21 protein-coding genes are annotated in these 19,022 nt (G+C 43.3%); 14 read left to right on the forward strand and 7 right to left on the reverse strand.

The features are described 5' to 3' along the window. Positions 1 to 137: 137 nt before the first annotated feature. Positions 138 to 2,432: a 5-methyltetrahydropteroyltriglutamate--homocysteine S-methyltransferase gene (metE, locus tag C161_RS14480; RefSeq protein WP_036670855.1), complete on the reverse strand. Its 2,295-nt coding sequence runs from the start codon at positions 2,430 to 2,432 to the stop codon at positions 138 to 140. A 262-nt stretch (positions 2,433 to 2,694) separates the two neighbouring features. Here metE and C161_RS31555 point away from each other — a divergent pair, with 262 nt between their 5' ends. After that, complete coding sequence (locus C161_RS31555) at positions 2,695 to 3,096, forward strand: DUF3888 domain-containing protein (RefSeq protein WP_084650175.1); 402 nt, start codon at positions 2,695 to 2,697, stop codon at positions 3,094 to 3,096. A gap of 16 nt (positions 3,097 to 3,112) precedes the next feature. Beyond that, positions 3,113 to 3,736, forward strand: coding sequence for a hypothetical protein (locus tag C161_RS14490; RefSeq protein ID WP_036670856.1), 624 nt, complete (start codon positions 3,113 to 3,115; stop codon positions 3,734 to 3,736). A 125-nt stretch (positions 3,737 to 3,861) separates the two neighbouring features. On the opposite strand, the gene C161_RS14495 is transcribed toward C161_RS14490, so the two are convergent. Further along, entirely contained in the window at positions 3,862 to 4,527 is a 666-nt protein-coding gene (locus C161_RS14495; RefSeq protein WP_036670857.1) for an MBL fold metallo-hydrolase, read from the reverse strand. 205 nt (positions 4,528 to 4,732) lie between these two features. Between C161_RS14495 and C161_RS14500 the strand changes: the two genes are divergently transcribed. Then, positions 4,733 to 5,203: a GNAT family N-acetyltransferase gene (locus C161_RS14500; RefSeq protein ID WP_051449730.1), complete on the forward strand. Its 471-nt coding sequence runs from the start codon at positions 4,733 to 4,735 to the stop codon at positions 5,201 to 5,203. A gap of 142 nt (positions 5,204 to 5,345) precedes the next feature. Here C161_RS14500 and C161_RS14505 read toward each other — a convergent pair whose 3' ends face one another. After that, entirely contained in the window at positions 5,346 to 5,711 is a 366-nt protein-coding gene (locus tag C161_RS14505) for a winged helix-turn-helix transcriptional regulator (protein WP_036608870.1), read from the reverse strand. A gap of 105 nt (positions 5,712 to 5,816) precedes the next feature. Here C161_RS14505 and C161_RS14510 point away from each other — a divergent pair, with 105 nt between their 5' ends. After that, positions 5,817 to 6,674 (forward strand): arginase family protein, encoded by an 858-nt coding sequence (locus C161_RS14510; protein WP_036670859.1) that lies wholly within the window; start codon positions 5,817 to 5,819, stop codon positions 6,672 to 6,674. Positions 6,675 to 6,818: 144 nt separating this feature from the next. Next, positions 6,819 to 7,997 carry an MFS transporter gene (locus C161_RS14515; RefSeq protein ID WP_036670860.1) on the forward strand — a complete coding sequence of 393 codons (1,179 nt, stop codon included), beginning with the start codon at positions 6,819 to 6,821 and terminating at the stop codon, positions 7,995 to 7,997. Positions 7,998 to 8,084: 87 nt separating this feature from the next. Here the strand turns inward: C161_RS14515 and C161_RS14520 are convergent, their stop codons facing one another. Continuing rightward, positions 8,085 to 8,897, reverse strand: a complete 813-nt coding sequence (locus C161_RS14520; RefSeq protein ID WP_036608062.1) for an undecaprenyl-diphosphate phosphatase — start codon at positions 8,895 to 8,897, stop codon at positions 8,085 to 8,087. A gap of 210 nt (positions 8,898 to 9,107) precedes the next feature. Between C161_RS14520 and C161_RS14525 the strand changes: the two genes are divergently transcribed. The 5 genes from C161_RS14525 to C161_RS14545 all read left to right on the forward strand — a co-directional run bounded on the left by C161_RS14525 (position 9,108) and on the right by C161_RS14545 (position 13,025). After that, positions 9,108 to 10,100: an ABC transporter substrate-binding protein gene (locus C161_RS14525; protein ID WP_036670861.1), complete on the forward strand. Its 993-nt coding sequence runs from the start codon at positions 9,108 to 9,110 to the stop codon at positions 10,098 to 10,100. Between the two features lie 186 nt (positions 10,101 to 10,286). Next, positions 10,287 to 10,712, forward strand: coding sequence for a MarR family winged helix-turn-helix transcriptional regulator (locus C161_RS14530; RefSeq protein WP_017688556.1), 426 nt, complete (start codon positions 10,287 to 10,289; stop codon positions 10,710 to 10,712). A 137-nt stretch (positions 10,713 to 10,849) separates the two neighbouring features. Then, positions 10,850 to 11,494: an SDR family oxidoreductase gene (locus tag C161_RS14535; protein WP_036670863.1), complete on the forward strand. Its 645-nt coding sequence runs from the start codon at positions 10,850 to 10,852 to the stop codon at positions 11,492 to 11,494. Between the two features lie 51 nt (positions 11,495 to 11,545). Next, positions 11,546 to 11,890, forward strand: coding sequence for a rhodanese-like domain-containing protein (locus C161_RS14540; RefSeq protein WP_036670865.1), 345 nt, complete (start codon positions 11,546 to 11,548; stop codon positions 11,888 to 11,890). 112 nt (positions 11,891 to 12,002) lie between these two features. Beyond that, a complete protein-coding gene (locus C161_RS14545) occupies positions 12,003 to 13,025 on the forward strand; it encodes an NADH:flavin oxidoreductase/NADH oxidase (RefSeq protein ID WP_036670866.1) in 1,023 nt (340 codons plus the stop codon). Positions 13,026 to 13,166: 141 nt separating this feature from the next. Here the strand turns inward: C161_RS14545 and C161_RS14550 are convergent, their stop codons facing one another. Next, entirely contained in the window at positions 13,167 to 14,090 is a 924-nt protein-coding gene (locus C161_RS14550) for an AraC family transcriptional regulator (protein WP_036670867.1), read from the reverse strand. A gap of 288 nt (positions 14,091 to 14,378) precedes the next feature. Here C161_RS14550 and C161_RS14555 point away from each other — a divergent pair, with 288 nt between their 5' ends. After that, positions 14,379 to 14,957, forward strand: coding sequence for a TetR/AcrR family transcriptional regulator (locus tag C161_RS14555; RefSeq protein WP_036670868.1), 579 nt, complete (start codon positions 14,379 to 14,381; stop codon positions 14,955 to 14,957). Between the two features lie 97 nt (positions 14,958 to 15,054). Here the strand turns inward: C161_RS14555 and C161_RS14560 are convergent, their stop codons facing one another. Further along, positions 15,055 to 15,468 carry a MerR family transcriptional regulator gene (locus C161_RS14560; protein WP_017688550.1) on the reverse strand — a complete coding sequence of 138 codons (414 nt, stop codon included), beginning with the start codon at positions 15,466 to 15,468 and terminating at the stop codon, positions 15,055 to 15,057. 192 nt (positions 15,469 to 15,660) lie between these two features. Between C161_RS14560 and C161_RS14565 the strand changes: the two genes are divergently transcribed. The 3 genes from C161_RS14565 (at position 15,661) to C161_RS14575 (ending at position 17,862) form a co-directional block, all read left to right on the forward strand. Beyond that, positions 15,661 to 16,701: an NAD(P)-dependent alcohol dehydrogenase gene (locus C161_RS14565; RefSeq protein WP_036670869.1), complete on the forward strand. Its 1,041-nt coding sequence runs from the start codon at positions 15,661 to 15,663 to the stop codon at positions 16,699 to 16,701. Positions 16,702 to 16,888: 187 nt separating this feature from the next. Next, positions 16,889 to 17,362 carry an HIT family protein gene (locus C161_RS14570; RefSeq protein WP_036670871.1) on the forward strand — a complete coding sequence of 158 codons (474 nt, stop codon included), beginning with the start codon at positions 16,889 to 16,891 and terminating at the stop codon, positions 17,360 to 17,362. A 128-nt stretch (positions 17,363 to 17,490) separates the two neighbouring features. Continuing rightward, a complete protein-coding gene (locus C161_RS14575; protein ID WP_036670872.1) occupies positions 17,491 to 17,862 on the forward strand; it encodes an iron chaperone in 372 nt (123 codons plus the stop codon). 75 nt (positions 17,863 to 17,937) lie between these two features. On the opposite strand, the gene C161_RS14580 is transcribed toward C161_RS14575, so the two are convergent. Beyond that, positions 17,938 to 18,918, reverse strand: coding sequence for an aldo/keto reductase (locus C161_RS14580; RefSeq protein ID WP_036608033.1), 981 nt, complete (start codon positions 18,916 to 18,918; stop codon positions 17,938 to 17,940). Positions 18,919 to 19,022 lie beyond the last annotated feature (104 nt).

Here is a 19,022-nt window from a genome sequence, read left to right on the forward strand (position 1 = left end):
CCAAAGATCGCCATGTTACAAGTGAAATGAATGTACGTTAAAAGTAACTACAAAAAGTAGCCATATAAAAAGCCGGACACCCATTTAACGAAGGGGTGTCCGGCTTTACTTTTGAAGTTATGCTGCTTCGCAGCCGATTACAATACAGCAGCTGAAGCGTGATTGTTACGAGCGATTCTGGTTGCGTCAACCATGTTACGCAGAGAAGCTACCGTTTCTTCTTGTCCACGGGTTTTTAATCCGCAGTCCGGGTTAATCCAGAACAGCTTCGGATCAAGAACACGCAGAGCGCGTTCAATCATGCTGCCCATTTCATCCACACTTGGAACCCGTGGACTATGGATATCATATACGCCAAGACCGATACCGAGCTCATACGTATTTTCTTCGAAGCTATGAATCAGTTCACCGTGACTACGGGATGTCTCAATGGAGATAACATCCGCATCCATAGCTTCAATGGAATCAATCATGTCATGGAATTCGCAATAGCACATATGCGTATGGATTTGAGTCGTTTCATGCACCGTGCACGTGGAGATACGGAACGCTTTGACTGCCCAAGCCAGGTAATCAGCTTGTTCATTTTCCTTCAGCGGAAGCCCTTCACGAACAGCCGGCTCGTCAACCTGGATCATACCAATGCCTGCTTGTTCAAGTGCTTCGACTTCCTGTCTCAACGCATACGCCAATTGATAGGCAATCTGCTCACGAGCAATGTCTTCGCGTACGAATGACCAGTTCATGATGGTAATCGGGCCAGTCAGCATGCCTTTGACAGGACGCTCTGTCTGCGATTGGGCATATTTCGTTTCTTCCACTGTCATTTCACCCGTAAATGCAACATCACCGAAGATAATAGGTGGCTTCACGCAACGTGAACCATATGATTGTACCCATCCAAACTGTGTAAAGGCAAAGCCGGCCAGTTTCTCGCCAAAGAATTCAACCATGTCGGTACGCTCAAACTCACCATGTACCAGTACGTCAATTCCGATCTCTTCTTGAATCTTGATCCAGATATCAATCTGATCCCGGATGAAGGCAGCATACTGTTCGTTGTTCAACTCACCCTTACGCCACAACTGACGTGCTTTTCTGACTTCAGCAGATTGTGGGAAACTACCAATCGTTGTTGTCGGAAAGAGTGGCAATTGCCATTTGACCTGTTGGGCTTTATGACGTTCTGCAAAAGGACGGGAGCGCTCTGGCTGTTGAACACTGATAGAAGCAACGGCTTTCTGTACAGCGGTACGGTTTCGATCTTCGGATTGCTGAAGCGCTTGAAGGGTAAGCTCTGCTTCGTCTATTTTGGCGGTAATCTCTGCACTTGGTGAAGATAAGGCTGTAGTCAAAAGAACAATCTCATCCAGCTTTTCATCTGCAAATGCAAGTGCATTTTTCAGTTCAGATGAAAGTTTTGCCTCACGGTCTGTGGTTACTGGCACATGCAGCAGGCTGCAAGATGATTGCACGATGATACGTTCAGGTGTCACGAACTCAGTTAATTCATTCAGCAAATTCAGTTTTGTCTGAAGGGAAGCTTTCCAGATCCCACGTCCATCAATAATACCTGCACCGAGCACTTTGTCTGCCGGGAAACCGGATGTCCGAATAGATTGTGTGTTACCAGAGAGTCCGTGTACAAAATCAAGTCCTACACCTTGAACTGGCAGTGCAACAATGTCGTTGTAGTTTTCAACAGATTCAAAGTACGTTTGCAGCATGATATTCAGGCCTGGAACGGCTGCTGCAAATGTTTCATATATTTTATTCAGACGCTGTACGTCTTCATCGCTTAATTTGGTTACCAGAATAGGTTCGTCGACCTGCACCCACTGAACGCCTTCGCTCGCAAGTTCTTGAAGCAATTGAGTGTAAAGTGGAAGCAAGCGGTCCAACCAAGCGTCTGTCTCGGATTTATCATAGCCTTTGGAGAGCTTCAGGAAGGTTAACGGTCCAACGATAACCGGCTTGCCTTCAATGCCGAGTTTTTCTTTTGCTTCACGATAAGCGAGAAGTGGTTTGTTCTCCGTCAGAGTTGGGGAAGCCCCGTCCAGTTCAGGTACAATGTAGTGATAGTTCGTGTTGAACCATTTTGTCATTTCACTTGCTGCGGCATCTTTCGTTCCTCGTGCAATGCCATAATATACGGACAATGGAACGGAACCACCATCATAAGCAAATCGTTTAGGAATAATCCCAAACATCACGGCCGTATCCAAGATATGATCATAATAGCTAAAGTCATTAACTGGAATGATGTCGATTCCTTTTGCTTGTTGCTTGCGCAAATGATTGATACGAATCTCCTGCAAACGTGCGTGAAATTCTGATTCCTCCAGCTTACCTGCCCAGAACGCTTCCAACGCTTTCTTCCATTCCCGATCAGCACCAATACGCGGATATCCCAATACACTACTTTTTGTCATCGTTTAAAACCCCTCTGCTTTTATGTTACACAAAATTTATCACAGATCCGGAGTTATAATGTAATTCCATTAAATTATACCTAGTTATAGCCTGAGGCTATATCCAAAGGTGTGTGCTATATAAGTTGAACTAACGAGTATTTACACTTGCCACTCCGATGACAGAATAACCTTCCAACTCAGCTAAGGATAAATACTAGATCATAATCATATTTTGTATGCTTTTGCATTCACTCGGAATAATAGAAATTAAAAAAGGTTGATGAGTATGGTAATTCAGAAACGTCTTTTTCACTTTATAATTGCAACAACATTAATGATAAATAGTATTTCCCTATACACAGATGTTACATATGCAGATCCTGAGAGCGAACAGGAAGAAAACTATAAGCCATTAGCACTTACGATGCTCAACCCATACATTTACCATGAGATTACCAACTATTATCAGGCAAATCATATGCCGGTCCCTAGCTATGGGCTATATGATATCCATGTATTGGAACTTAAAAGGCGCACAAAAGGTGGTTATAATTTTCGAACGGTTCTGGAAGTCAGAACGTTTTACGGTCCACATAACCCGCCATATGGGAAAGAGATTATTACGTTTGAAATAGACCCCACTAATGTTACAATGGTGAGCTATGTTCATACGAATGATTGAAAGGAAGGCGGTACGCATGAATCTGTATCATATCCAGTCCACCGTGCACGGAATCAACAGGGTAACATCCTTTTTGGAAGACAATTATATTGGTATTGCTTGGTCAGGTACAGGGGATCTAGAGCAAACGCCTCCGGAGCTATGGAAGGAACAGTTGGTTCAACACTATCCCTTGGATGAAGCAGAATTGGCGAGCACACTCGCGACACTACATATGTTTGGTAACCTCATGCAGGATGGAGATTATGTATTAATTAGCGATGATGAATGGACGTATGTTGGGGATATCGGGGATTATTATTACGACGATTCCGCTGGCACAGAAAACGACTTGATCTGTCACCGTCGGGGAGTTACATGGTTGGGTCGTATTCCTCTCGCTGAGCTGAATGACAGAGTGCAGGCACTGCAAAATGATTCAGCCATCCTTGCGAAATTTGAGTATCCTATATCACAAGCACAGCTGGATCGAGGTCTTGCAGTCAGCATAACAGCCGAAGCAACGAACTCTCTCTCAACAGGGGTAGATGAAGCCACGATTCAAACAGCTCTTAATGTGCTGAGAGAAGCGTTACACAGTGAAGAAGAAGAGCTGCGAATTCGTGCGGCTGAAGCCATTTTACAGTATGCCAAACCATAAACCCTTAACTATATAAATTGAACTAAACATTTACACAAAACGGAGAGGACAGAAATAACCTGAAGAAGGGGAGCGTTCGCCTACAAGCTTTCTGCAAGAAAGCTACATCGGAAGCATACTATTCGTTAGTTCATTCTATATAGCCCTGAGATCTGTTCATTCACATTCCCATGACTTAGTCCTCCGTGATAACAAACCACAGATGAAATGTCGAGTTCGATATACTTTTTCAAAGAGAATCGAGCTGTCTCTGTATCCAGCGTAGTAGGTTCATGAATGCCTCCAAGCATGCCGTCTACACTGTACATTGAATCTCCGGCGATGAGCGTCTTGCTGTCCATCAAATATAGACTGATATGACCTGGCGTATGACCAGGTGTATGAATAACGCGAATTCCACCGCAAAACGGCAGTTCCTGACCATCAGTAACCGTTTCATCTACTTTTCCCATTGGAGGATGTTCAAGGTGACCATCTTTGAGAAGAGGGAGTTGCCCCTCAATATATGGTTTATCCAGCTCATGCGCATATATCTTGACTTGTGAGCCACACTCCTGCAAAATCTCGGGAAGACACCCGATATGGTCCATATCCTGATGCGTCAAAATCACTGCTTTAAGTTGGCTGATCGGCACACCAATCTTTTCGAGTGCGATACACAAATCGTCATATTGTCCAGGGAATCCGGTATCAATTAACACAACCATTTCTTCATCCCATATCAGCACAGGGTGAATTATATTCCCCTCAAAATCAAGCTGAAGCATCGTTATTCCCTTTGAAATTTCCATAATATCAGACCTCCGAGAGTTGAAATTCATATACATCGTTGCTCGTTATATTTCTTATGTAAACGAATAAAGACTGCAAAAAGATACGTTCGGTTGCTTATAGAAATATTCAATGAATGGGGGAATTGACGCTTGGTGTTGGGAATGATAATTTAGATATATCATTTAAACCAATAAGTCCAATAAGATAAAGGGGGTATGTGGGATGACACATATCGTGCATGCAGCAGCTGAAGATATTCGGAGCGAGGATTCGCTACTATTGATCAAGGAACTGAGTGAAGAACTCGGTTTGTTATATGGTGGTGATGGAACTGCAGGATTTCAACTGTCAGACGTTGAGGTGCCCCGTGCGGCTTTTATCGTTGCCAGGATCGACGGGTATCCGGTTGGTTGCGGAGCACTTAGACCCCTTGATGAAACATCTGTAGAAGTTAAACGCATGTATACACGCAATGGTTACCGCCGTAAGGGGATTGCCCAGGCTATATTGGCCGAGGCAGAGCGTCTTGCGAACGAACTTGGTTATACCAATCTGAAACTGCAAACAGGTCCCTTGCAACCAGAAGCTGCAGCGCTGTATGAGCGTGTAGGGTATTATCGAATTCCTGTTTTCAGTGGCAATTGGGACAGAGTGTTGGCCTATCAGAAAGATCTGGTACACGAAAAAGTATAATTCTACGAATCACAGCTTTTATTTGCTGAACGGACAGAGGAACACAAGATAAAAGTAAAAAAGTCGCCGATTGGCGACTTTTTGCATTTTAACATACTCCATTTACTCCAATTATCTCATCTGAAAATATAGACAAAAGCGTTCAATCCGTTGCGCTATTATTGATCGAAGGTTCTTGATGTTGGACACCCCATTCGCATAGTCCTTCCAAAACGGGCAATAACGTTTCAGCTTTGGCTGTCAGACGGTACTCGACTTTAGGAGGGACTTGGGGATACTCTTTCCGTTCGACCATACCATCTGCTTCTAATTCTTTGAGTTGTGAACTCAGCGTTTTATACGTGATAGCGCCGATCTGTCTTTTTAGTTCATTGAAACGGACAGGTGGGTTTTCTGCCAGAAGATACAAAATCACCATTTTCCATTTGCCACCAATAACAGACAACGTATATCCAAAAGGGGTATCTTGAATGTTTTTAACTTTACCGTGGTATTCAGCCATACTCATCATTTACACTATCCTTCCGGGTAGTACCTATCATAAAAGACCGTACTATTTATTTGTTTGGGCTCAGTTTATACTAACCTTACTTTGAAGTAAAGGAGATTTACGATGACTCAAAAAACAATACGTCTGCTTATGCCACAATGGCAAGGTGGAGATAATCCAAACTACTCATTTGGAGCGGAGTTGCTTGCATGGCTTGCACCTGACAATGATCAACCTCTCATTCATGTTCCTGTTGAGGCTTATGATGGAACATCTCTGGTAAGCGAGAACGGGATAAAAGGTAGAACACAGCTACTTCATCAATTGCAGGTTGCCCAGCATATTATTCAAGCTCACCAGCCCGATCGCATTGTCATGTTTGGCGGTGACTGTTTGGTTGAACAAGCCCCGTTTGCTTATTTAAATGAACGATATGGCGGAGAACTTGGTTTGATATGGATTGATGCACATGGTGATCTGGTTAGATACGAGGGCTATGACAAAGGTCATACTTTACCGCTTGGGAACCTTCTTGGGGAAGGCGATCCGGAGTTTGCCAAACATGTGAGTGTCCCTTTGAAGCCCGAACATGTCTTCATGGCCGGGTTGACAACCCCTACGGAACAGGAAACCGAAGTGATTCAAAGATTGGGTATCCGAACGGCTGGAACTGAAGAATTAACCCATGGCATGGATTCGATTAAGAAGTGGATTAAAGAGATTGGTATCAAACATCTGGCAATTCACCTTGATCTGGATGTGCTTGATCCTAACATGTTCCGTTCATTGTTATTCGCTAAACCAGGGGAACCTTATGTTTTTTCACCAGCGGGAACCATGCAAATACCTCACTTGCTTCGTCTGATCAAAGAACTGTCTGAAGAAACAGATGTAGTTGGATTAGGGATAACTGAGCATATGCCGTGGGATGCCATTAACTTGAAGAATTTGCTTGGAGAAATACCTATCCTGAACCAGTGATATAGGTAATAAGTCGCCAGAATATATCAGAATACTGATATAAGGAGTCAAAATATAGGAAGATTACAGATAGAAATATCAATATTATTATATGGGTGGTTCGACGAGAATCAGAAATTAAACAAACTGAGGAGAGACACCCAGATGGTCACGTTATTGTTAATCATTATTTATCTCGCATTTATAGGGCTGGGATTACCTGATGCTTTACTTGGCAGTGCCTGGTCCGTTATGAAAAACGATATACATGCGACAACAGAAATGGCTGGTTACATATCGCTAATCATTTCATTTAGTACAGTAGTGTCCAGTCTAACGGCCAGCCGATTGTTGCACCGGTTCGGAACGGGTAAAGTCACAGTATTCAGTATCCTCTCAACAACGATCGCGCTGTTGGGATTCTCATTTTCTGAGAATTTTGTGTTTTTACTGATTCTGGCGATCCCTCTCGGCTTAGGTGCAGGTTCGGTGGATGCGGCACTAAGTAATTATGTAGCATTGCATTTCAAGGCCAAGCATATGAACTGGTTGCATTGTTTCTGGGGAATTGGCGCAGTGACAGGCCCACTCGTTATGGCATATTGGCTGAATCAAGCAAACAACTGGCGTGCAGGATACGTTACTGTGGCGTTGATTTTGCTTGGGATCGTGGTGGTCTTATTATCAACTTTGTCTCTATGGAAGATTTTTGAGAAGGGAAGAGTAGAGGGTTCAGGCGATGAGAAGAAACGCGTAAGCAACCGTGAGGCCATACGTATCCCCGGCGTGAAAATGTCGATGATTGCGATGCTCTGTTACAACGGTTCCGAAACTGCTACCGGTCTGTGGATGGCTTCTTTCTTCATCGGAAGCAAAGGAGTTTCCCCAGGTACTGCCGCAGCACTATCCTCCCTATTTTTTATTGGCATCATCTTGGGACGTGTGATCTCAGGTTTTCTTTCCACTCATGTATCCAGCAAAATTCTCATCAGATATGGTGGAATCGTTGGATGCTTCGGATTGATTATCCTGGTTATGCCGATTCCTTACTGGATTGCCGCAGTGGCTTTATTTATCGTGGGATTGGGCGGAGCACCGATCTATCCGAGTATTGTTCATGCGACACCGGAACGCTTCGGTGAGAAGGCATCCCCAAGTGTAATTGGACTTGAAATGGCCAGTGCCTATACAGGTTCAACACTCATCCCGTTAGGTATGGGACTCCTAGCCAGCCAATGGGGAATGTCAATGGTACCCCTGATCCTGCTGATTCTGTTCAGTGTTATGTTCGCGGCTACAGAGCTGGTTAACAGAAGCAACAAGGCTACGCGCCTGACCGTCTAGCTCTTGCTATAGGTCATTAAGGTTCTGCCACTATACAACAAAGGAACAACCATCGCTGGTTGTTCCTTTTGGTGTGTAGACTATTTTTTATAAGAAGATCAGTAACAATGTTCCTGCAGCAAAACAGTAATACGAAAAGTATTTCAGATTGCCTTTGGCCATAATGCCCATAAACCATCTCATGGAGAAATACGTGACAAAGAGTGTCGTGATGAATGCGATCAGATAAGGGATAGCCAGTTGTGATCGATTCGGATCATTGGCAATGTCGGATACCCCCATAATGAGTCCACCAATACTTATGGGAATGTACAGCATAAAGGAGAACTTCAAAGCCGTTTCCTGTTTCATGCCAACAGCGATGGACGCAATTACAGTTGCCCCTGAGCGGCTAATCCCCGGAATAAGAGCGACCGCCTGAGCCAGACCTACCAACAATGCATCTTTCGTAGACAGATCACCGTCTTGCTTGCGACCACGAAGATTACGAATAAGCCACAAGGCAACCCCGGTGATTAATAGCGCGATGGAAACGGTATATACGGATGAGAAGATTTCTTCAATCCGGTCCTTGAACAGGACTGCAACGACAGCAGCAGGGATCGTACCAATAATTATGTATAAGCAAAACATGAAGTCTGCTCGATATTCTTCTTTACGAGTACGCAGGTAACCTAATGCACCAATAATCAACTTTTTGATATCTTCCCGGAAAATAAAAATAATAGCGATAAGTGATGCTGTGTTTGTTAAAATCTCAAATGACAATCCATTCTGCTTGATGCCCATAAGTTTCTGGGCGATGATTAGATGACCGCTTGAGGAGACGGGGATTGGCTCCGTCGCACCTTGAACAATACCTAAAAACAAATACTTTAACCACAATATAATCTCTTCCATGTTGTCCTCCTTGATTACGTTTCATTGGCTTTTCAAAACTCTCTTTTTTAAAAAAAGTGAATGGTTTACTCTATTGATGATAGCTGTTTAACTTGGTGACTTGCAAGTTAGAGTTCATAGAGGGGGTGAAGTAAACATAGCTTGTCAAATCCTGCATAGCATGATATCGTTGATAACGATTATCAATATCAACGAAAAGGTGGGTTTATTTTGCGTAAACAGATAAAATCAATATGGATCATGATGGCACTTATCTTGCTGATTGTACTTAGTGCATGTGGTCAGTCTACTACGACCAATAGTACAAATGGGGACAGCACGAATGCGGCTACGGAGACAGAAACCAAGACGGACTCCGATTCAGCTTCTTCCGCTGATAAAGCGGCAACTGCCGAAGTACAGGTACCGAAGAATCCTAAGCGTATTATTGATTTGACATCATTTTCGACAGGCTACTTTGTTGCCTTGGATGCACCGGTAGTCGGCGCTTTATCAGGAGCGATGAACAACAAATATATCAAGGATCAACTTGCAGCAGCGGGCACCAGTGATCTGGGTCAAGAGCCTACACCAGAGAAACTAATCAGTTTAAAACCTGACTTATTTATCGTGTACACTGGAACAGAGGGCATCGACAAGCTGGAGCAGATTGCGCCTGTTGTACAGATTGCATATGGTAAGCGCAATTTCAAGGATCTAATGCTTGAAATGGGTAAGCTCACCAATAGAGAAGACGCAGCGAAAGCTTGGAATGCTAAATGGGAAGCGAAGATCAACGAACTGAAGCCCAAGGTTCAGGAAGCTGTAGGCGATCGTACTGTTTCCATACTGAATCCATACGCCAAAGGATTATTTGTATTCGGTCATAACTATGGTCGAGGTGGTGAAATTATTTACGGGGAGTTTGATCTCAAGGCACCAGCCAAGGCCCAAGCTGAAGCGATTGACAGCGGAACTGGATGGGCTTCAATCTCCATGGAACTATTACCGGAGTATGCGGGGGATATCATCTTCACCAGCCCGTGGTCGGGAGATACAACCGATCCCAAGATCGTATATGACAATACATTATGGAAGAACTTGCCTGCGGTGAAGGCAAATCATGTGTTCCAGCTTGATCCAACTTCAGACTCGTACAACGATCCGTTAACGTTGGAAGGTCAGCTTCAATTTATTTCCGATAGCCTGCTTACCGCGAAGTAAGATTAGACTGCATAAATGGTAATACTGGAGCATTTCTAAACGTCGGTACAAGACGGGGAAATGCTCTTCTTATGAGCTTAGGATGTTATATACGTCGAACTTGGATGGGTTTTGACCAATGTAATTAAGCTTGATACAATAGGATAACAGCTGATGAAAATTAAATATCAAGTGGGGTGATCTAGATTGCAGCAAAAGAGTGAACGTTTGAATGTTTGGTTGGCTTTCTCTAACATTCATACCCATCTGAACGAGAAGCTGGAACAAGCTCTGCTTCAACAATATGACTTATCTTTGAAGGAATTTTATGTGTTAAACTTCATATATAATGCGGAGGGTAAGGAATTACGCCTACAGCAACTTCAAGAACTAGTAGGCTTGAGCCAAAGTGCTACTTCCAGGCTCGTCGTTAGGATGGAAGCCAAAGACTGTGGGGCTCTGGAAAGACATGCATGTGAAGATGACCGACGTGGCATTTACACTCGTATTACGGAGCTTGGAGAGAATAAATACAAGAAAGCACTTCAAACGTTTAATCAGGTCTTGCAAACTGAATTGGAACAGGATGGATTTGAGACTCGATTAGAGAACCTCACTAAAGAATTGTTCTAAGGCTAGGGGAAATATAGGGTAATGTAGTCATTTACCCTATAAGAAGACTTGACACTCATTAATATATCCGTTAAATTAAATGCATGCGCATGAATTTAATATGGGTGCGGTGATTTTGTATAAAGGAGGTATTGAACATGAAGGTGTTCGTCGTGGGATCAAATGGACAGATTGGTCAACAGCTTATTCATCTTTTGAAGAATAGTGAAGAACACACCGTTCTTGCCATGGTACGAAAACAAGAACAGGTAGATTCATTTGCAGCACAGGGTGTGGAAACGGTGCTTGCCGACTTGGAAGGTACGGTTGACTCACTTGTAGCTGCTGCAACGGGTTGTGATGCCATTGTATTTGCGGCTGGTTCTGGCGGTACAACGGGATATGATAAAACACTCCTGATTGATCTGGATGGTGCCGGGAAAACCATTGAAGCGGCTCAAAAAGCGGGTATTGATCGATTTATCATGGTGAGTGCGATCCAAGCCAATAATCGTGAGAACTGGCATGATAACATCCTTCCATATTATGCAGCGAAACACTATGCTGATAAATTGTTAGAGATCAGTGGATTAACATATACCATTATACGTCCAGGGATTCTAATGAATGAACCGGGAACAGGTAAAGTTACTGTTGCTGAGAATATAACAACCGGTAACATAGCTCGTGAAGATGTAGCTCATGTGATTTTGGCCAGTTTGAGTGAGAAGAATACCTACAAGCGTTCATTTGATCTAATCGCTGGTGAGGATACAATATCTGAGGCATTGAGTGGGCTCTGATCCGAAACAAAATTTTCGACGATATCTGATGAGTTAAGAGAGGGCTATACAATGATTATGTTGATGCTTTTGATCTTCATATTAGGTATCTTCATCGTTGTACGTCAATTTTGGCCAGTGCGCAATCTTGAATATATAGATTATCAAGTATTTCTCAGACAAGAGCGTGATTTTCGGCAGTATAAAGTGATTGATATTCGAGATGCGACGGATTATATGGCTAATCCTACTCCGGATACGATTAACATCTCATTGGGGCGTCTTGCTTTCACATGGGAAAAATACCTTCTTCGAGAAGATAACGTAATTATAATGTCACCTGGTATGCTTCAATCCAAAAAGGCTGTTCGTATTTTGCGAAAGCATGGATTTGATTGTCTTTATGTGATGAAGTAAAAGATATATCTGAGTTCCAAATCATACGGAGTTATTAATTGTAGGCATTGATTCGATGCTTGCGCATGCATTTTTATTATTCATGATTCATGAAAAGGGGAGTTTTATTTTGATGACAGATTTGTTTAGTCCATATTCTTTTAAAAGCCTAGAGCTTAAAAACCGTGTCGTAATGGCTCCAATGTGCCAATATTCAGTTGAGCGAAAAGATGGTATTGCAACAGATTGGCATTATATGCACTACGTTAGTCGTGCCGTGGGAGGAACAGGTCTCATTATCATTGAAATGACAGATGTGGAGCCGGATGGCCGAATCTCAGATTATGATCTTGGGTTATGGTCAGATGAACAGATCCCGGCTCTGAAGCGGATCGTAGATGCGTGTCACAGTTATGGTGCCAAGGTTGGCATTCAGATTGCTCATGCGGGCCGCAAAGCAGAAGATGCTGAGGTTCCAGTTGCTCCGTCCGCGATCGCCTTTGATGAGAATTCCAAGCAACCTCGAGCGCTTACAACGGACGAAGTAAAAGGAATGGTTGAAAAATTCCGGAGTGCTGTAGCTCGAGCTGTGAAAGCTGGTTTTGATGCCATTGAGCTTCATGGCGCACATGGATATCTGATTCATCAGTTCCATTCTCCACTAACAAACAAGCGAGAAGACGAATATGGTCAAGATTTAACGTTATTTGGACGGGAGATCATTCAGGCTGCAAAGGCAGAGATGCCCGAGGATATGCCCTTGATGATGCGTATTTCAGCCAAAGAATACGTCGAAGGTGGCTATGGCATTAACGAAAGTTCCGAGTTTGCCAAGGCTTATAAAGAGGCAGGTGTTGACGTATTTGACATCTCATCTGGTGGCGAGGGACCTATTGGTGCATCGGGCAGACCAGGAACTCACGCAGCTTATCAAGTACCTCTCGCTAAAGCAATCAAAGAAGCTCTTGATGTGCCTGTGATTGCTGTTGGAAGGCTGGACGACCCGAAATTGGCAAATGCAGTCATCGGAAATGAAGAAGCCGATCTCGTTGCGGTCGGAAGAGGGCTGTTAAGAAATCCTTACTGGGCCTTGGAAGCTGCGTCTGCTTTGCGCAAGACAACGGAAGTTCCAAAACAATATACGACTGGTTTTTAATGTATTGATAATTTAATGTTAATGATTTAGTGATCTTCATTAATACATGAATAAGGGAAGGACTCCGACTGGCAAAACAGAAGGAGTCCTTTTTGAGGTTAAACTATACAAGGTAAAGGAACGATATTAGCCAGTAACCAGTCAAGAGATGGTAGTTGGCTCATCGCTTCCGCCTCTCAAGCGTTTAATATCTTCTCTGGGCGGAAATCCGAACATGCGAGAATATTCACGGCTGAATTGGGAAGGGCTCTCGTAACCTACCTGAAATGCTACATCTGCTGCATCGGTGGACTTGGATAATAACAAGCGGCGCGCTTCTTGCAGCCTAAGTTGTTTTTGAAACTGAATCGGACTCATGGCAGTCACTTCTTTAAAGTGTCTGTGCAGTGAGGCAGTACTCATATTTGCCAAATCCGCCAATTCCTCAACCCGAAAATTTTGCTCAGAATGATTCATAATATATTCAATAACGTCTCTGATTCGATAGGTATGGCTGCCCTCCATGGTAGCTTGTTCCAGGGCAGTCCCATGTGGACCTTTCAGAACTTTATAGAGAATTTCCTTTTTGAACAAAGGAGCGAGTAGTGGGATATCTTCCGAATGATCTTTCAACAAACGGGCTAACCTGACGACCGCATCCAGCAGAGACGACTCAGCTTGGCTGACAAACATCGCACGTCTCGTTGTTTTCCGCGGTCTTGCTGGGAAATCGGAATGGTTCAATACCTCCAGAATCTCACTGGATGTGAATTCAAGTTTCAGGGCCAGATAGGGAGCCTCAGACGAGGCTTGAATCACTTGTCCACTAACCGGCAAGTCAACGGTTGCCACGATATAACTTCCTGGACCATACCGGAAACGATCCTGTCCCAGCAGGACCTCTTTCTCACCCTGAACGATAATGCAAAAGGATGGTTCATTCACTCTAAATATAGGTTCAGTAACGACCGATTCACGGATTAGAAATAATGAAGGGATTACCGTAGGATGCACCCCGTCCTTGTCAGAAAAACGGTCAATGAGTGTGGCTAATTCGTTCTGTTGTTCATGTATTTGATCAGACATGCAAAGTTCTCCTTTTTCCTCACAACATAATAATCACATTCTATCGTATATTGACCGAAGGCGGTAGAAAACGGATAGGAATAGGCAAACATTTGATGTGAATGGATAAGACATTCTGATTGCTGGTTACATAATCACAAGTACACAGGTCATGATATACAACAAGTACAGAAGATATACACTTACGGTTCAGCTAATACATGATAAGATGAGAATGAAAAGGGTATCTGCATCTTTTATTTACTGATCGTTCCCGATGTGTTAGATTGATTTTGGGAGGGAAGTTGAATGGCTAGAAGTAAAGAGTTTGAAGTGAATGAAGTATTGGATAAAGCAATGAAGATCTTCTGGGAACAAGGTTACGAGAAGACGTCGATGAGTGATCTGGTTGAGCATATGGGCATTCATCGCAGAAGTATATATGATACGTTCGACGATAAACATACGCTGTTTTTGAAGGCTATGGATCGTTATAGTGGCAAGATCAGCGCCACATTACTCGCAGAAATCAAGGCATCCAAGACGGCAGTGGAAGCACTGCATAAAATTTTCGATGTTATGATCAGTGAAGCAGAAGAGACACCATCGGGTTGTTTGATCGTGAACTCGGCTGTGGAGCTAGGCACACGTGATCAGGAAGTGGACAACCGATCTCTTGAATCGTTTAACGAAGCTGAGCGAATGTTCGAGCAGATTATTCAATGGGGGCAGCGGGAGGGAGAATTCTCTTCTGATCATGATGCGAAGGAAATGGCAGAGTACCTGCACAATATTTCTGTCGGCATTAGAGCCATGGCAAGAACCTCGACGGAAAAAGAAAAACTAAACCGTATTATCAATGTAACGATGAAACTTTTGGAAAAATAATGAGTGGAGACATATCCAAAAAAGTAGCTTGAAATCCGTTAGAGGACTTCAAGCTACTTTTTTGTGCGCTAATTTTGAAAATAGAAAGTATGAACCATTAATTGGTGATGGCATTTTCCATCGGTTTAATTTTATGAATCTCTTCGGTTCCAGCCTCCAAAGCTGTTTCGTAGTAGGAGCGTTTGTGCTCGATGACTTCCATGGTTCTTCTTAGTTCCTCCATTTGTGCTTCCACAATAGCTTTTCGCTCCGTAAACATGTCATATCTTTGCTTCAGCGAGGAGTCTCCTTCAGAGCACCATTCAATGAAGTCCTTAATGTCTTTAATAGGCATCCCGGTCAGCTTCAGACATTGGATGATCTTTAAAAAGTCAATGTCGGAGTCTTTGAACAAACGTGTTCCGCTCGTGGTACGTTCCACAAAAGGCATGAGTCCTTCCTTGTCGTAGTAACGCAATGTATATACCGTAAGGTCTAATTTTTTGGCAACTTCACCGATTGAATAGGTCATTTAGAATGAATTCCTTTCTACTAGGGGTAGACTTCGAGTTAACTCTAGGATTGATCCGAGTGAATTCTAACATGTTGGATTACTGGATGTCAAAGTACGTTGGAGATAAAAAAATAAGATAAACATTTGACCTAGAGTTAACTCGAGGGGGTAAGATTATTTTGAACTTTAAATTACGAGGAGGTTATACCATTGATTATAGCTAAAGCCAGAGCCGTTGACGGACCAGACCAACAATTCAGAAGTGCTGAAATTAAACGACGTGATCTGGATACCAATGATGTATTAATCGAGATTAAATATGCAGGTATCTGCCATTCTGACATCCATACTGCCCACGGTGAATGGGGACCTGTGAATTATCCACTCGTTCCTGGACACGAAATTGCCGGGATTGTAACGGATGTAGGAACCGGAGTATCCAAATACAAGGTCGGTGACCGAGTAGGGGTCGGATGTATGGTGGACTCTTGTGGTGAATGTGTTAACTGTCGCAAAGGTGAAGAGCAATACTGTCTCAAAGGAAATATTCAAACTTACGCTGGAGTAGACAAATACGGTGAGCCTACGCAAGGTGGATATTCAACTCATATTGTTGTCGTAGAGGATTTCGTCGTTCGCATCCCTGATAACATTGCACTTGATGCTGCTGCACCTTTGCTGTGTGCCGGTATTACGACGTATTCACCACTTCATCACTGGGGAGCTGGCCCAGGTAAGAAGGTTGCCGTTGTAGGTATGGGTGGTCTTGGTCATATGGCTGTCAAAATTGCGCATGCGATGGGTGCCGAAGTAACGGTTCTCTCCCAATCCTTGAGCAAAAAAGAAGATGGACTGCAATTTGGTGCAGATCACTACTTTGCCACAAGCGAGCCGGAAACATTCGAGAAACTTGCAGGCACATTTGATCTGATGATTAACACGGTAAGTGCGAATATTGACATTAACGCTTATTTCTCACTGCTCACACTGGATGGTACACTCGTGAACGTGGGTGCTCCTGCAGAGCCTTTAGCTGTTAACGTATTCTCACTCATCGGCCATCGCCGTTCATTCGCGGGTTCCATGATTGGTGGCATTCGTGAGACACAGGAAATGCTTGATTTCTGTGCAGAACATGATATTGCACCTAACATTGAGGTCATCTCCGCCGATCAGATTGACGAAGCATACAAACGTGTATTGGCTTCCGACGTGAAATATCGCTTTGTTATTGATATCAGCACTATGTAAGTGTGAACTGTGCAATAGTGATAGTTAAAGATAGAAAAAAAGCAGCTGCCGCCAAGGTCAGCTGCTTTTTGCTTTTCAGTTTGTTAATTGCTGATCATTCTACAACCCGTGCTTTTTTCGCAACGAACAGAAGATACCTGCGTCTAATAACTAGTGAAGTAAACATGAAAGGAGTGGAATGGGAAAGATGACAGTATCATTTTCACATCAGCCTGAAGGGTACGAATGTCCATTTTGTCGTATTTGGGGTATCGAGCGACCTGATCAGGGAACAAAACAAAGGGATATCATCTATCAGAATGAAATGGTAACGGCATTTATAGCGGGCAAATGGTGGCCAAACAATAAAGGACATGTTCTTATTGTTCCGAATCAACATTTCGAGAACATCTTTGAACTCCCTGCGGATTACGCTGTTGAAATTCACCACGCGGCTCAGCTTACAGCATTTGCAATGAAAAGTACATATGGATGTGATGGGATTTCGACACGGCAACATAATGAACCTGCTGGCAATCAAGACGTGTGGCATTATCATCTGCATGTTTACCCTAGATACGTGAATGATCAACTGTATCTGTCAAATGGTTCTCCGTCCGATCCAGATGAACGCGCTCTCTATGCGGATCAGTTGCGATCTTGGATAAAGGAAAACATTTAAAGTCTAGCAGGCTGCTCATTTTTTGTTGAGTTATCGGCAGATAAGGGTTTTTGAATTTGATATTCATGATAGAATAAGATTGAATTGGACAATATAAGTAGTAGATTTCTTGTTATAGGGGGAAACTAATGGAGACCTTTGCAGAATTTATAGCACGCATCGATAACCCGGAACACCAGGCACGAACGGAAGAAGTTTTGAACTGGGTCACTGAAAACTTCCCGAATTTAAAACAAAAAATAGCCTGGAATCAACCGATGTTTACCGACCATGAGACCTTTATTATTGGCTTTAGTGTATCCAAGCAACACTTGGCTGTTGCTCCCGAGAAGGCAGGAATTAATCGTTTTTCGGAAGAGATCACACAGGCGGGTTATGATCACACCAAAGAGTTGGTGCGGATGAAGTGGAAACAGGAGATTGATTTTTCGTTACTTGAGAGAATGATTGAGTTCAATATAGCGGATAAGGCAGAATGTTCAACATTCTGGCGCAAATAAATCGCGATATAAAAAGAAGACCCCCAACTTCCGGATACGGAAAGAGGAGGTCTTCTATATTTTAAGCAAAAACGATTATTGAGCACCTACTACAGGGTGAGGTACATAGGGTTCTTCAAGGAATGAGACGTCTTCTGAGGTCAACTTAACAGATAGAGCACCTACCGCATCTTCCAGATGCGATATTTTGGTGGCACCGATAATTGGTGCCGCTACAGTGTCTTTTTGCAGCAACCAGGCAAGTGCAATGTGTGTGCGAGGGACACCGTATTTTTCTGCAATGGATGCAACTCGTTCAACAACAAGCCGATCCGCATCACTTGTCGCATTGTACTTGGATTTCTGAATTTTGTCTGTCTCGGATCGAAGTGTTGATACGGACCAGTCACGGGTTAACCTGCCTGAAGCAAGAGGACTGTAGGGAGTCACACCAATCTTTTCTTCCTTGCATAAAGGCAACATTTCTCGTTCCTCTTCACGGTAGATGAGATTCAGGTGGTTTTGCATGGAGACAAACTTGGTCCAACCATTTTTCTCTGCTACATGTAATGCTTTTTGGAACTGCCATGCAAACATGGCCGAAGCGCCAATATATCTCACTTTACCGGACTTCACCACATCATGTAAGGCTTCCATGGTTTCTTCAATAGGCGTATTGTAGTCCCAACGATGAATGATATAGAGATCCACATAATCGGTTTCCAATCGTTTCAGGCTTTTATCAATCTCACTCAGGATGGCTTTTCTGGAAAGACCAGAACCGTTGGGTCCTTGATGCATTTGTCCGTGTACTTTGGTTGCAATGACAACCTCATCACGATTGGCATAATCCTTTAATGCCCGACCAAGGTATTCCTCGCTTGTACCCAGAGAGTATACATTAGCTGTATCGAAGAAATTAATGCCTAGATCCAGCGCTTTCTTTATCACCGGGCGAGAATTTTCTTCATTCAGTACCCATTCATGAACCCATTTACTGGCATCCCCAAATCCCATACATCCTAGGCAAAATCGAGATACGTCCAAGCCTGTATTACCAAGTTTAGTATATTCCATGTCATGTTCAAATCCTTTCTAATGTTTATTATTGCCACCTGTAGGGTGATCTATATACACATTATTATGTCATAACGAAGGGAACAACCTGTACCACATTTCTA

The organism is Paenibacillus sp. FSL R5-192, from assembly GCF_000517845.1.
GTDB classification, from domain to species: Bacteria; Bacillota; Bacilli; order Paenibacillales; family Paenibacillaceae; genus Paenibacillus; species Paenibacillus amylolyticus.